General features: G+C 69.8%; 3 protein-coding genes (1 of these 3 only partly in view). All 3 read left to right on the forward strand.

The features are described from left to right. Nucleotides 1–12 precede the first annotated feature (12 nt). Tightly spaced (each overlapping or abutting the next), the 3 genes in view from KKZ08_RS34475 to KKZ08_RS34485 form a layout consistent with a single transcriptional unit that may run on beyond the window. Complete coding sequence (locus KKZ08_RS34475; RefSeq protein ID WP_346657905.1) at nt 13–7,410, forward strand: amino acid adenylation domain-containing protein; 7,398 nt, start codon at nt 13–15, stop codon at nt 7,408–7,410. After that, the gene (locus tag KKZ08_RS34480) at nt 7,355–10,513 is read left to right on the forward strand and encodes an amino acid adenylation domain-containing protein (protein ID WP_263303380.1); all 3,159 of its coding nucleotides are present in this window, start codon (nt 7,355–7,357) and stop codon (nt 10,511–10,513) included. Before KKZ08_RS34475 ends, KKZ08_RS34480 begins: the two co-directional genes overlap by 56 nt. Further along, nucleotides 10,513–15,359, forward strand: the 5' portion of a protein-coding gene (locus KKZ08_RS34485; RefSeq protein ID WP_223778159.1) for a non-ribosomal peptide synthetase. Its footprint extends 4,789 nt past the window's final position; only the first 4,847 of its 9,636 coding nucleotides appear in the window; the start codon lies at nt 10,513–10,515; the stop codon falls past the right edge of the window. Before KKZ08_RS34480 ends, KKZ08_RS34485 begins: the two co-directional genes overlap by 1 nt.

Consider the following 15,359-nt stretch of genomic DNA (forward strand, 5'->3'; position numbering starts at 1 on the left):
GCGGTGGGTGAGGTGGATCCGGATGGGTCGGGGGTGGTGTCTTTTGGTGGTCCGGTGGCCAATACGCGGATGTTTGTGCTGGATGAGTTTTTGCGGCCGGTGGCGCCGGGGGTTGCTGGTGAGTTGTATGTGGGTGGGGTGCAGTTGGCGCGTGGATATGTGGGGCGTGCGGGGTTGACGGCTGAGCGGTTTGTTGCTGATCCGTTTGGTGTGGCTGGTGGGCGGTTGTATCGCACGGGTGATGTGGTGCGGTGGTCGGTGGGGGGTGAGCTGGTTTTTGTGGGGCGTGCGGATGAGCAGGTGAAGATCCGTGGGTTCCGTATTGAGCCGGGTGAGGTGCGGGCGGCTGTGGCGGCGCATCCGCTGGTGGCGCAGGCCGCGGTGGTGGTGCGTGAGGATGTCGCGGGGGATCCGCGTCTGGTCGCGTATGTCGTCGCGGATGGCGGTGCCGGGGATGGCGGTGCCGGGGGCGGCGCCGAACTTGCTGCGGGTGTGGGTGAGTTCGTGGCAGGGCGTCTTCCGGGGTACATGGTTCCCTCGGCGGTCGTGGTTCTGGACGAGCTGCCGCTGACCGTGAACGGGAAGCTGGATCATCGGGCGCTTCCCGCACCCCGGCACGCCACAGACGGCGGCCGAGGCCCCGCCACGCTTCAGGAGGAGCTGCTGTGCGGCGTGTTCGCCCAGGTCCTCGGAGTGGAGGAAGTGGGCGTCGACCATGACTTCTTCGCCCTCGGCGGGCACTCCCTGCTCGCCGTCCGCCTGATCAGCCGCATCCGTACGGTCCTCGGGGTCGAGGTCCCCCTGCGGACCCTGTTCGAGGCGCCGACCGTCGCCACCCTGGCCGGCCGCCTCGCAGGCTCCGGGCCTGCGCGCCCCGCGCTGACGGCGGGTGAGCGCCCGGTGCGGATCCCGCTCTCGTTCGCCCAGCGCCGCCTGTGGTTCATCGGCCAGCTGGAGGGCCCGAGCGCCACCTACAACGTCCCTGTCTGCCTGCGCCTGTCGGGCGGTGTCGATCGTGACGCGCTGGGTGCGGCCCTGCGTGACGTGATCGGGCGGCACGAGGTACTGCGTACGGTCTTCGACATCGCGGACGGCGAGCCGTACCAGCGGATCGTTGACCTGGAGGACCTGGCCTGGGAGCTGTCGGTGGCCGAGGTGGGCCCGGCAGGTCTGGGCGCCGCGATGGAAGAGGCCGAGAAGTACGCGTTCGACCTCTCGGCCGAAGCGCCGATCCGCGCCTGGCTGTTCGACGCCGGCCCGGACGAGCAGGTGCTGGTGGTCGTCGTCCACCACATCGCCGGTGACGGCTGGTCCATGGGCCCGCTCGCCCGTGACGTCTCGGTCGCCTACGAGGCGCGCAGCGAGGGCCGGGCCCCCGAGTGGGAGCCGCTGCCGGTCCAGTACGCGGACTACGCCCTGTGGCAGCGTGAGCTGCTCGGCGACGAGCGGGACGCGGGGAGCCTCATCTCCAGCCAGGTCGCCTACTGGCGTGAGGCGTTGGCAGAGGCCCCGGTCGAGCTCGACCTGCCGTTCGACCGACCCCGCCCCGCCGTGGCGTCCCATCTGGGCCACAGCGTTCCGCTGAGCGTCCCCGCCGAGGTGCACGGGCGGATCGTCGAGATGGCGCGGGCGGAAGGCGTCACCACATTCATGGTCCTCCAGGCCGCCCTGGCTGCTCTGCTCTCGAAGTTGGGTGCCGGGACCGACATCCCGATCGGCTCGGCGAACGCGGGCCGTACGGACGAGGCACTGGACGACCTGATCGGCTTCTTCATCAACACCCTGGTCGTCCGCGCGGATCTCTCCGGCGACCCGACCTTCCGCGAGGTCCTGGACCGGGTACGGGAGAAGAGCCTGGCGGCGATGGCCCACCAGGACGTGCCGTTCGAGAAGCTGGTGGAAGAGCTGGCGCCCGCCCGCTCGATGGCCCGGCACCCGCTCTTCCAGACCGTCCTCACCCTGCAGAACACCATCGATGCCGTGCTCGAGCTGCCCGGCGTACGGACGTCCTCGGCGGCCGGGACGGCCGCCGAGAAGGGCGAGGACGGCGAGGCGGTCTCGGGCCGTACGGCGGTCAAGTTCGACCTGGACGTCATGGTCGCCGAGGCCTTCGACGCGGACGGCGTCCCGGCCGGCCTCGGCGGCTCGGTCACCGTCGCCGCCGACCTGTTCGATGCCCCGTGGGCAGGCAGGATCGCCGATGCGTGGGCCGGACTCCTGGGGCTCCTGTCGCAGGACCCGAGCCGCCGCCTGAGCACCCTGGAGGTGCTGGCCGATGACGAGCGCCACCGGGTGCTGGCCGGCTGGAACGACACGGCGTCCGATGCTTCGGCAGAGCTGGTGCACGAGTTGTTCGAGGCGAGGGCGGCTGCGGCGCCCGACGCGTCGGCGATCGTCTCGGACGGCTCCGGGACGTCGTACGGGGAGTTGGATGCGCGGGCGAACCGGATCGCGCATTACCTGATCGGCCAGGGGGTGGGTGCGGAGTCGGTGGTGGGTCTGTGCCTGCCGCGTGGCACCGACATGATCGCGGCGATCTTGGGTGTGTGGAAGGCGGGCGCGGCTTATCTGCCGATCGATCCTGTGCAGCCGACGGACCGGATCGCGTTCATGCTGCGTGACAGTCGTGCGGCGTTGGCGCTGACGACGGAGGAGATCCTGGACGAGCTGCCGGCGGGCCGTTCGCGTCTGGTGGCGATCGATGACACGTTTGTGGAGATGCAGCTTGCGGCGGCTTCAACGGAGCGTCCTGGCAGGGGTGTTGACGGGCGGTCGCTCGCGTATGTGATCTATACGTCGGGTTCGACCGGTCAGCCCAAGGGTGTGGCTGTGACGCACGGCGGAGTCGCGAACTATGTGGCCTCTGTTCCCGGGCGGGTCGGTTTCGGTGGCGTGGGTGCGCGGTTCGCGCTGCTCCAGGCGCAGGCGACGGACCTGGGCAACACGGTGGTCTTCGCGAGCCTCGCGTCCGGCGGTGAGCTGCACATCCTGGACGAGGGTGCGGTCACGGACCCTGCCGCGGTGTCCGCGTACCTGGCCGAGCACCGGATCGACCACTTCAAGGCTGTCCCTTCCCACCTTGCCGCGCTGTCCGCGGCCGGTGGCGTGGAAGGCGTGCTGCCGAAGAAATCCCTGGTCCTGGGTGGTGAGGCCGCCTCCCCGGCCTGGTTGCGGGAGCTGCTCGTCGCTGCCGGTGAGCGCGAGGTGCACAACCATTACGGGCCGACCGAGACCACGATCGGTGTCGCCACCACACGGCTCACCATCGAGCGTGTTTCCGGGCACGTCGCCCCAGTGGGGTCCCCGATAGCCAACACCCGCTTCTACGTCCTGGACGCCTCTCTGCGGCCGGTGGCGCCCGGTGTCGCCGGGGAACTGTACGTCGCGGGTGCGGGGCTGGCGCGCGGATATGTGCGCCGGGCCGGCCTGACGGCCGAGCGGTTCGTGGCCAGCCCCTTCGAGCCGGGCGGGCGGATGTACCGGACCGGTGACCGGGCCAAGTGGACGGCGGACGGCCAGGTGGTGTTCCTGGGCCGTGCCGACGACCAAGTGAAGATCCGTGGTTACCGCATCGAGCCCGGCGAAGTGGCGGGCGTACTGGCGGGGCACCCGCTGGTCGACCAGGCGGTCGCGATCGCCCGTGAAGACAACCCTGGCGACCGGCGGCTCGTCGCCTACGTCGTTCCGACGGACATCGACGAGTCACACGATGACCTCCCGCATTCCGTCCGCCAGTTCGCGGGGCAGCGGCTGCCGGAGCACATGGTGCCGTCGGCGGTCGTCGTCCTGGACGCGCTGCCGCTGACCGGCAACGGCAAGCTGGACCGCAAGGCCCTGCCCGCGCCGGACTACTCGTCGGCACTGGCCTCCGGCGGGCGCCGGGCGGTCACGTTGCAGGAGGAGATCCTGTGTCTGGCCTTCGCCGAGGTCCTCGGTCTTGCCGAGGTCGGCGTCGATGACGACTTCTTCGAGCTGGGCGGTCACTCGCTCCTGGCGGTGCGCCTGGTCAGCCGGATCCGCTCCGTCCTCGGCGTCGAGATCGAGATCCGTGAACTGTTCGACGCCCCGACGGTGGCAGGGCTCGCCGCCGGACTGGCCGACGCCGCGGAGGCGCGGCTCGCCCTGACGGCCGGTGAACGCCCGGAGCGCCTCCCGCTGTCGTTCGCCCAGCGTCGCCTGTGGTTCGTCGGCCAGCTGGAGGGGCCGAACGCGGCCTACAACGTCCCGGTGGTCCTACGCCTCGGCGGCGACGTGGACCGGGAGGCGCTGGAAGCGGCCCTGCGGGACGTGATCGGGCGGCACGAGGTGCTGAGAACCGTCTTCGAGGTCGCTGACGGAGAGCCGTACCAGCGGATCATCGACCTAGCCGCGCTCGATTGGGACCTGCCTCTGACCGAGGTGGCGCCCGAGGAGCTGCCGGGGGCGATCACCGCGGCGGCCGGTCACGCCTTCGACCTCGCGGTCGACATCCCCTTCCGCGCCTGGCTCTTCAGCGCCGGGACCGACGAGCGGGTGCTCGTCGTGACAATGCACCACATCGCGAGTGACGGCTGGTCGAAGCGCCCGCTCGCGCGTGACCTGTCGGCCGCGTACGCGGCGCGGGCCGAGGGCCGGGCTCCCGAGTGGAAGCCGCTGCCGGTCCAGTACGCGGACTACGCGCTGTGGCAGCGGAAGCTGCTCGGCGAGGAGCCCGATTCGGACGGCCTGCTCACCCGCCAGGTCGCCTACTGGCGGGAGGCGCTGGCAGGCGTCCCCGAGGAGCTTCAGCTGCCGACGGACCGGGTGCGTCCGACGGTGCCCTCGCACCGGGGGCACGACATCCCACTGACCGTGCCGGCGGAGGTGCACGCCCGCCTCGCGGAAATGGCGCGGGCCGAGGGAGTGACCATGTTCATGGTCCTTCAGGCCGCGCTGGCGATGCTGCTCTCGAAGCTGGGTGCGGGGACCGACATCCCGATCGGTTCGGCGAACGCGGGCCGTACTGACGAGGCGCTGGACGACCTGGTCGGCTTCTTCGTCAACACCCTCGTCCTGCGGACCGACGTGAGCGGTGACCCGACCTTCCGTGACGTCCTCGGCCGCGTAAGGGAAGCGAGCCTGTCGGCCTTCGCGCACCAGGACGTGCCCTTCGAGCGGCTCGTCGAAGAACTGGCCCCGAACCGCTCCATGGCCCGGCACCCCCTGTTCCAGGTGATGCTCCAGGTGCAGAACAACGCCGACGCGGTCCTCGACCTGCAAGGCGTCCAGGCTGAGGGCGTCGGTGCCGGCATGTCGGTGGCGAAGTTCGACCTGGACGCGTCGGTGGCGGAGAGCGTCACCGAGACGGGCGCCCCGGCGGGCCTGCGCGGTTCGGTCGTAGCCTCGGCCGACCTGTTCGACGCGGAGACCGCCGGACGCCTCGTGGCCCGCTGGGCGCAGGTCCTGGAGCGCCTCGCGGCAGATCCGGAGCTGCGGCTGAGCACGTTGGACGTGCTGGACGATGCCGAGCGCGGACTGCTGATCGGCGAGTGGAACGACACTGCTGCCGAGGTGGCGGGTGGATTGCTTCCGGGGCTGTTCGAGGCGCAGGTGGCGCGGGTGCCTGAGGCGGTGGCTGTTGTCTCGGGTGGTGTGGAGGTTTCGTACGGGGAGCTGGACCGCCGCGCGAATCGGCTGGCTCGTTACCTGGTTGCTCAGGGTGTGGGCCCGGAGTCGTTGGTGGGTGTGTGTTTGGAGCGTGGTGTCGATGTGGTGGTGGCGCTGCTGGCGGTGCTGAAAGCCGGGGGCGCGTATCTGCCGATCGATGCGGGGTATCCGGCTGAGCGGGTCGGTTACATGCTTGCGGATGCCGGGCCGGTGGTGGTTTTGGCGTCGACGGACACGGTTGGGACGGTGCCGTCGTCGGATGCGGCGGTCGTGGTCCTGGATGACCTGGATCTGGCCGGTTTTGAGAGCGGTCCGTTGGGTGTGGGGGTTCGGCCGGAGCATCCGGCGTATGTGATTTATACGTCGGGTTCGACGGGGCGTCCGAAGGGTGTGGTGGTCGAGCACCGGTCGGTGGCTGCGCTGCTGGGCTGGGCTGTGGCGGAGTTCGGCGGTGCGGACTTCTCCCGTGTGCTGGTCTCCACCTCTTTCAACTTCGATGTGTCGGTCTTCGAGTTGTTCGGCCCGTTGGTGTCGGGCGGCAGTGTCGAGGTGGTGCCGGATCTGCTGTCTCTGGCTGACTCTGAGGCAGCGATCGGTGATGTGAGTCTGGTGAGTGGTGTGCCGTCGGCGTTCGCGCAGATGGTGGCTTCGGGTGAGATTCAGGCTCGTCCCCGGATGGTGGTCCTGGCCGGTGAGGCTCTGACGGCGGATGCGGTGGCTGGTATTCGTACGGCGATTCCGGGTGCGCGGGTCGCGAACATTTACGGTCCGACCGAGGCCACGGTGTATTCCACGGCCTGGTTCGCGGACGCGCAGGTAGACGGAATCGTCCCGATCGGCCGCCCTATTTCCAACGCCCGCGTTTATGTCCTGGACGGGACTCTTTCTCCGGTGCCGGCGGGTGTTGCTGGTGAGTTGTATATCGCGGGTGCTGGTCTGGCCCGTGGTTATCTGGGTCGTCCGGAGCTGACGGGTGAGCGTTTCGTCGCCGACCCGTTTGCGTCAGACGGCGGCCGTTTGTATCGCACGGGTGATGTGGTGCGCTGGTCGCAGGACGGTCAGGTCGAATACCTGGGCCGTGTGGACGAGCAGGTGAAGGTCCGTGGTTTCCGGATCGAGCTGGGCGAGGTCCAGTCGGTGCTGGCCGGGCATCCCCTGGTGGCCCAGGCCGTCGTGGTCGCCCGTGAGGACATGCCGGGGGACAAGCGCCTGGTTGCCTACGTCGTCCCGGTCAACGGTGTGTCGGCTGGTGAACTGCCGTACCAGGTGCACGAGTTCGTGAGTGATCGGCTGCCGTCGTACATGGTCCCGTCGGCGGTCGTGGTCCTGGACGCGCTGCCGCTGAACGTGAACGGCAAGCTGGACCGCAAGGCCCTGCCCGCCCCCGACTACTCGCCGGGCACCTCAGCCGGTCGCGGGCCGTCGAGCCTGCGGGAAGAGCTGCTGTGCGGGGTCTTCGCACAGGTGCTGGGTCTTCCCGAGGTGGGGGTGGATGACGACTTCTTCGCGCTGGGCGGTCACTCCCTGCTCGCGGTGCGTTTGATCAGCCGGGTCCGTACCGTCCTGGGTGTCGAGGTCCCGCTGCGGGCCCTGTTCGAAACTCCCACGGTCGCCGGTCTCGCGGTAAGCCTGGTAAGCGTAGCCAGGCCAGCTCGCCCTGACGGCCGGCGAACGCCCGGAACGCATCCCCCTCTCCTTCGCCCAACAACGCCTCTGGTTCATCTCGCAGTTGGAGGGGCCGAGCTCGACGTACAACATCCCGTTCGCCCTGCGGATGGCAGGTGACGCCGACCGGGACGTGCTCGATACCGCCTTCCGCGACGTGATCGGGCGGCACGAGGTCCTGCGCACCGTCTTCCCGACGGCCGAGGACGGCGAGCCGTATCAGCGCGTCATCGAACTCGCGCACATCGACTGGAAGGTGCAAGGCGTCGAGGTGGCGCCCGCAAGGCTCGACGCCGCCGTGGCGGAGGCGGAGGCGTACGCCTTCGACCTCTCGGCCGAGGCGCCCATCAGGGCCACGCTGTTCGAGGCAGGGCCCGACGAGCGGGTGCTGGTCGTGGTGCTCCACCACATCGCATGCGACGGCTGGTCGACGGCCCCACTGGCACGGGACCTGTCCACGGCCTACGCGGCACGAAGCAAGGGCCGGGCTCCCGAGTGGGAGCCGCTGCCGGTCCAGTACGCCGACTACGCGCTCTGGCAGCGTGAGCTGCTCGGCGACGAGACCGACCCCGACAGCGTGATCGCACGCCAAACGGCGTACTGGCGAGATGCGCTGGCGGACTCTCCGGAGGAGTTGGTACTGCCCGCCGACCGGTCACGTCCGGCCGTCGCGTCCCACGTGGGGCACCGCGTCCCGATGGAGATTCCGGCTGCGGTGCACGCACGGCTCGTGGAGATGGCCCGCACAGAGGGCGTGACCCCCTTCATGGCTCTGCAGGCCGCACTGGCGATGCTGCTGTCGCGGCTGGGTGCGGGGACCGACATCCCGATCGGTTCGGCGAACGCGGGCCGTACGGACGAGGCACTGGACGACCTGGTCGGCTTCTTCATCAACACGCTGGTCGTACGCACCGACCTGTCCGGCGACCCGACCTTCCGCGAGGTCTTGGGCCGGGTGCGAGAGACGAGTCTGGCGGCCTTGGCCCATCAGGAGGTGCCGTTCGAGCGGCTGGTGGAGGAGTTGGCGCCTTCGCGGTCGATGGCCCGGCACCCGTTGTTCCAGGTCCAGTTGGACCTCCAGAACAACGCAGACGCGGTCCTCGACCTCCCCGGCGCAGAAGGCGCCGGCACCTCTTCGGACAGCGCTGTGGCGAAGTTCGATGTCGAGGTCCGGCTCACCGAGACCTACGACGAGCAGGGCGCGCCGGCCGGCGTCCGCGGACAGGTGGTCGCGGCGGCGGACCTGTTCGACCGGGAGACGGTCATCGGACTGCGCGAGCGCTTCGTCCGAGTTCTGGGTCTACTGGTCGCCGACCCGCAGATCCGGTTGAGCTCGCTCTCCGTGCTGGGGGAGGTGGAGCGCTGTCGGGTGCTGGAGGAGTGGAACGACACGGCTGTGGACTTGGGCACTGCGCTGGTGCCGGGTCTGTTCGCTGCGCAGGTGGTGCGGTCTCCGGAGGTGGTGGCGGTCGCCTGGGACGGTTCCGGGATCACGTATGGGGAGTTGGATGCGCGGGCGAATCGGTTGGCCCGCTATCTGGCTGGTCAGGGTGTCGGTGTCGAGTCGTTGGTGGGGTTGTGTCTGCCGCGTGGGATCGAGGCGGTGGTGGCGGTCCTGGCGGTGTGGAAGGCGGGGGCGGCTTATGTGCCGATCGATCCGGGGTATCCGGCTGAGCGGATCGGTTTCATGCTGGCCGACAGTGGCGTGGCTTTGACGTTGACGACCGAGGAGGTTCTGGACGATCTTCCGGCCGGGCGGAACCGGTTCGTGGCGTTGGACAGCACGCTGGTGGAGATGCAGCTGGCGGCGGCTTCTGCCGAGGCGCCCGAGGTGGCGGTTGCGGCTGAGGGGCTCGCGTATGTCATCTACACCTCGGGTTCGACCGGCCGGCCGAAGGGGGTGGGCGTCACCCATGGTGGTCTGGCGAACTATGTGATGTGGGCCGCGGACACGTATCGCATGAGTGGTGGCGGTGGTGCTCCGTTGCATTCGTCCCTTGCGTTCGATCTGACGGTGACGAGTGTTCTGGTGCCGCTGGTGTCCGGGTCCGCGGTGGTAGTGAGTGAGGCCGGTGGCGCTGAGGGACTGGCGGATCTGCTTCGCGAGCCTGGTGGTTTCGGCCTGGTCAAGGCCGTTCCCGCCCATCTGCCCCTCCTGACGGAGATGCTGGATGACGCTCAGATCGCCTCTTCGGCTCGTACGTGGGTGGTCGGTGGTGAAGCCCTGCCGGGCGGTGTGGTTCGGGACTGGCTGTCACGGGCTCCGGGGTCGGTGGTCGTGAATGAGTACGGGCCGACCGAGACGGTGGTCGGGTGCTGTGTCTTTGAGATCTCGGCCGGTCAGGTGGTGGGGGAGTCGGTGCCCATCGGGCGGCCGATCGCCAACACGCGTCTGTATGTGCTGGATGAGTTCCTGCAGCCGGTCGCTCCGGGTGTTGCGGGTGAGTTGTATGTCGCGGGTGTTCAGCTGGCGCGTGGTTATGTGAGGCGTCCGGGTCTGACGGCCGAGCGTTTCGCGGCGAACCCGTTCGAGCCGGGCGGGCGGATGTATCGCACGGGGGATGTGGCCCGCTGGACCACCGACGGGCTTCTCGAATACCTGGGCCGTGCGGATGAGCAGGTCAAGGTCCGTGGCTACCGGATCGAGCCGGGTGAGGTCCAAGCCGTCGTGGCGGCGCACCCGCAGGTCGCCCAGGTGGCCGTGGTGGCCCGTGAGGACGTCCCGGGGGACACCCGCCTCGTCGCCTACATCGTCCCCACCGACCTCGACGACACCGACGAAGGACTACCGCGCGCGGTGCGGGAATCGGCGGCACAGCGGCTGCCGGAGTACATGGTTCCGTCGGCGGTGGTGGTGCTTGAAGCCCTGCCGCTGACCGCCAACGGGAAGCTCGACCGCAAGGCCCTGCCGGCCCCGGAATACGCCGAGGCGGCAAGTTTCGGGCGGGGCCCCGAGAGCCACGAGGAAGAGGTCCTGTGTGAGGCCTTCGCCCAGGTCCTTGGCGTTCCGGAGGTGGGGGTCCACGACGACTTCTTCGCTCTCGGAGGCCACTCACTGCTCGCGGTCCGCCTGGTCAACCGCATCAGGACGGTGCTCGGCGCCGAGTTGGAGATCGCGGCGCTGTTCGACGCGCCGACGGTGGCGGGCCTCGCCGGGCAGCTCGGGAACGTGAAGTCAACCAGGCCGGCGTTGCGGCCGATGCGTAACCAGGAGGAGTCCTGATGATTCCGTTGTCATTCGCGCAGCGACGGCTGTGGTTCATCAGCCGCTTGGAGGGACCGAGTTCGACGTACAACGTTCCCGTCGTGCTGCGGCTGCCGGGCGACGTGGAGCGCGACGCGCTCGGCGCGGCCCTGAGGGACGTGATCGGGCGGCACGAAGTCCTGCGTACCGTCTTCGAGGTCGCGGACGGCGAGCCGTACCAGCGGATCCTCGGGCTCGACGACATCGACTGGGAGCTGGCGGTCGTCGAGGTCGCCCCGGCGGAGCTCGATGGAGCGGTCGACGAGGCCGGGCGATACGCGTTCGACCTCGCCGCCGAGATCCCCATCAGGGCATGTCTGCTCGATGCGGGTCACGAAGAGCTTGTCCTCGTCGTGGTCATGCACCACATCGCGAGCGACGGCTGGTCGGAGGGCCCGCTGACCCGGGACCTCACCACCGCCTACGAGGCGCGCGTACGAGGCAAGGCCCCTGAATGGGAGCCACTGCCCGTCCAGTACGCCGACTACACGCTCTGGCAGCGCCGACTGCTCGGCGATGTGAACGACCCGGACAGCATGATGTCGCGCCAGATCACCTACTGGCGCGAGACGCTGGCCGGCGCACCGGAGGAGCTGGAGCTCCCCACCGACCGGCCCCGGCCGCCGGTGGCCTCGCACCGCGGACATGTCGTCCCGCTGAGCGTCCCCGCCGAGGTGCACGCCCGCCTGGCGGCGGTGGCGCGCGCCGAGGGCGTGACCCCCTTCATGGTCCTCCAGGCCGCTCTCGCCGCCCTGTTGTCCCGGCTCGGAGCGGGCATCGACATCCCCGTCGGCACGTCCGTGGCGGGACGTACGGACGAGGCCCTGGACGACCTGGTCGGCTTCTTCGTCAACACGCTGGTGATGCGTACCGACCTGACCGGCGACCCCACCTTCCGCGAACTGCTCGCCCAGGTGCGTCGTACGGGCCTGGCGGCGTTCAAGCACCAGGAGGTGCCGTTCGAGAAGCTCGTCGAGGAGCTGGCCCCGGCCCGCTCCCTGGCCCGGCACCCGCTCTTCCAGGTCATGCTGACCGTTCAGAACAACCAGCGGACCGTCGTCGACTCCCCCGAGGCCCCGGCCGAGGGCCGGGAGGTCGGCTCCCGGGACGCCAAGTTCGACCTCGACGTCTCCGTCCGTGAACTCTTCGACGCGTCGGGTGCCCCCGCCGGCCTGCGCGGTTCGGTGACGGCGGCCGCCGACCTGTTCGACGTGGCGTCCGTCGAGCGCCTCGTCGCACGCTTCACCCGGGTACTCGACCAGGCGACCGTCGACCCCGGCCGCGCGCTCAGCTCGATAGGGGTCCTCGACGAGGTCGAACGCCACCGGGTGTTGATCGAGTGGAACGACACCGCGACGGATCAGCAACTCGGTCCGGTCCGGGCGCTGTTCGAGCAGTGGGCTGACCGCATTCCTGATGCTGCGGCACTCGTCGCCGAGGGCAAGGAGGTCCCCTACGGGGAGTTGGAGGCGCGGGCGAACCGGATCGCGCATTACCTGATCGGCCAGGGGGTCGGTGCGGAGTCGGTGGTGGGTCTGTGCCTGCCGCGTGGCACCGACATGATCGCGGCGATCCTGGGTGTGTGGAAGGCGGGCGCGGCCTATCTGCCGATCGATCCAGTGCAGCCGACGGACCGGATCGCGTTCATGCTGCGTGACAGCCGGGCGGCACTCGTCCTCACCACCGCAGACCTCTTCGACGAGCTGCCGGCGGGCCGTTCGCGTCTGGTGGCGATCGATGACACGTTTGTGGAGATGCAGCTTGCGGCGGCTTCAACGGAGCGGCCTGGCCGGGGTGTTGACGGGCGTTCGCTCGCGTATGTGATCTATACGTCGGGTTCGACCGGTCAGCCCAAGGGTGTGGCTGTGACGCACGGCGGAGTCGCGAACTATGTGGCCTCTGTTCCCGGACGGGTCGGCTTCGGTGGCCAGGGTGCGCGGTTCGCGCTGCTCCAGGCGCAGGCGACGGACCTGGGCAACACGGTGGTCTTCGCCAGCCTCGCGTCCGGCGGTGAGCTGCACATCCTGGACGAGGGTGCGGTCACCGACCCGCAGGCGGTGTCCGCGTACCTGGCCGAGCACCGGATCGACCACTTCAAGGCTGTCCCTTCCCATCTGGCCGCGCTGTCCGCGGCCGGTGGCGTGGAAGGCGTGCTGCCGAGGAAGTCCCTCGTGCTGGGTGGTGAGGCCGCCTCCCCGGCCTGGTTGCGGGAGCTGCTCGCCGCTGCCGGTGAGCGCGGGGTGCACAACCATTACGGGCCGACCGAGACGACGATCGGTGTCGCGACTACTCGTCTGACCGTCGACATGGTTGCCGGGGAGAGGGTTCCGGTCGGCAGCCCGGTGGCCAACACCCGCTTTTACTTGCTCGACGCGTACCTGCAGCCGGTCCCGGTCGGGGTGGTCGCGGATCTGTATGTTTCCGGTGCGCAGCTGGCGCGCGGTTACGTCGGGCGCGAGAGCCTGACGGCCGAGCGGTTCACGGCGAACCCCTTCGAGCCGGGCGGGCGGATGTACCGGACCGGTGACCGGGCCAAGTGGACGGCGGACGGCCAGGTGGTGTTCCTGGGCCGTGCCGACGACCAGGTCAAGATCCGTGGCTTCCGCATCGAGCCCGGCGAGGTCCAGGGTGTCCTGACCGGCCACCCGCTGGTCGACCAGGCCGCCGTGGTCGCCCGCGAGGACACCCCAGGGGACAGGCGCCTGGTCGCGTACGTCGTCCCGGCGGACGCCGACGCGGTCGACACCGAACTCCCACGGAACGTCATCCAGTTCGCCGCCCAGCGGCTGCCCGGCCACATGGTGCCGTCGGCGGTCGTGGTCCTGCCCGGGCTGCCGCTGACCAGCAACGGCAAGCTGGACCGCAAGGCCCTGCCCGCCCCCGAGTACGCGGCCGGTAGCGGCCGTGGCCCCTCCGACGCCCGCGAGGAGATCCTGTGCGCGGCCTTCGCCGAGGTGCTGGGTCTCGACGGGGTCGGCGTGGACGACGACTTCTTCCGGCTCGGCGGCCACTCGCTCCTCGCGATCCGCCTCGTCGAGACCCTGCGGGGTCACGGCGTCACGGTGTCCGTGCGAGCGCTGTTCCAGACGCCGACCCCGGCCGGTCTCGCCGCCTCGGCGGGCGCCGAACAGGTGGCCGTCCCGGCGAACCTGATCCCGGCCGCCGCGACCTCCCTCACCCCCGAGATGCTGCCGCTTGTCGACCTCACGGCTGCCGAGATCGCGGCGGTCGTCGCCACCGTCGACGGTGGCGCGTCCAACATCGCGGACGTCTACCCGCTGGCCCCCCTCCAGGAAGGCCTGCTCTTCCACCACCTCCTCGCCGACGGTGGCGACGATGCGTACGTCCTGCCGACGGTCGTCGAGTTCGACGCCCGCGAGCGGCTCGACGCCTTCCTCGGCGCCCTGCAGAACGTCCTTGACCGTCATGACATCTTCCGTACGTCCATCGTGTGGGAGGGGCTGCGCGAGCCGGTTCAGGTGGTGTGGCGCCACGCCACCCTTCCCGTCACCGACATCACACTCGAAGGCGCCCACACGAACGCGATCGCAGACCTGGTCGCGGCCGGCGGCTCGACCATGGACCTTGGCGAGGCACCGCTGATCCGGGTCCACACAGCCCGCGTCCCAGGGAGCAACCAGTGGCTGGCACTGGTGCGGGTCCACCACATGGTGCGCGACCACACAGCACTCGAAGTGCTCATGGCGGAGGTGCGGGCCTTCCTGGACGGACGGGGCGCAGAGCTGCCGGAGCCGCTGCCGTTCCGTGCCTTCGTCGCCCAAGTGCGCGGCGGAACCCACCGGTCGGAGCATGAGCGCTACTTCGCCGACCTCCTCGGTGACGTCACCGAGCCGACCGCCGCCTTCGGCGTCACGGACGTACGCGGTGACGGCGCGGACCCGGTGCGCCAAGTCGTCGCCTTCGAGCCCGAGTTGACCGTACGGCTCCGGCAGGTCTCCCGCCGCCTGGGCGCGAGCCCGGCAACCCTGCTGCACCTGGCCTGGGCCCGGGTCCTGGCCGCGGTCAGCGGGCGCGAGGACGTCGTCTTCGGCACTGTCCTGTTCGGCCGCATGAACGCCGGCACGGGCTCCGACCGGGTGCCGGGTCCCTTCCTCAACACGCTTCCCGTCCGTGTCCGCACGGACCGGTTCGGAGTCCTTGCGGCGGTTGCCGCGATGCGCGGTCAGCTGGCAGAACTCCTGGAACACGAGCACGCACCGCTATCGGTGGCGCAGCAGGTCAGCGGGATGCCCGGCAGTGCACCGCTCTTCACGGCACTGTTCAACTACCGCCACAACGGCGGGGGAGGCAAGACCGATCCCACAGATGCGCGCCCCGAACGCCTCGACGGCATCAGGACCGTCTTCTCCCACGAGCGCACGAACTACCCGCTGCTCGTATCCGTGGACGACAACGGTGACGGCCTCTGGGTCGCCGTGGACGCGGTGGCGCCGATCGACCCGCGCATGGTGGGCGAGTTCGTGCGCACGGCCGCGCTGAATCTGGTCTCCGCGCTCGAATCGGCCCTGGACGGCGACCATGACGATGACGTGCCGCTCAGCTCGGTCCAGGTCCTGGACGAGGCGGGGCTGCGCCAGGTGCTCACCGAGTGGAACGACTCGGCAGCCGCGCTTCCGGGCGACGCCACGGTGGCGGGGCTGTTCGAGGCGCAGGTGGCGCGGGTGCCTGAGGCGGTGGCTGTTGTCTCGGGTGGTGTGGAGGTTTCGTACGGGGAGCTGGACCGCCGCGCGAATCGGCTGGCTCGCTATTTGGTTGCTCAGGGTGTGGGTGCGGAGTCGTTGGTGGGTGTGTGTTTGGAGCGTGG

Source organism: Streptomyces sp. 135, from assembly GCF_020026305.1.
Classification (GTDB): Bacteria; Actinomycetota; Actinomycetes; order Streptomycetales; family Streptomycetaceae; genus Streptomyces.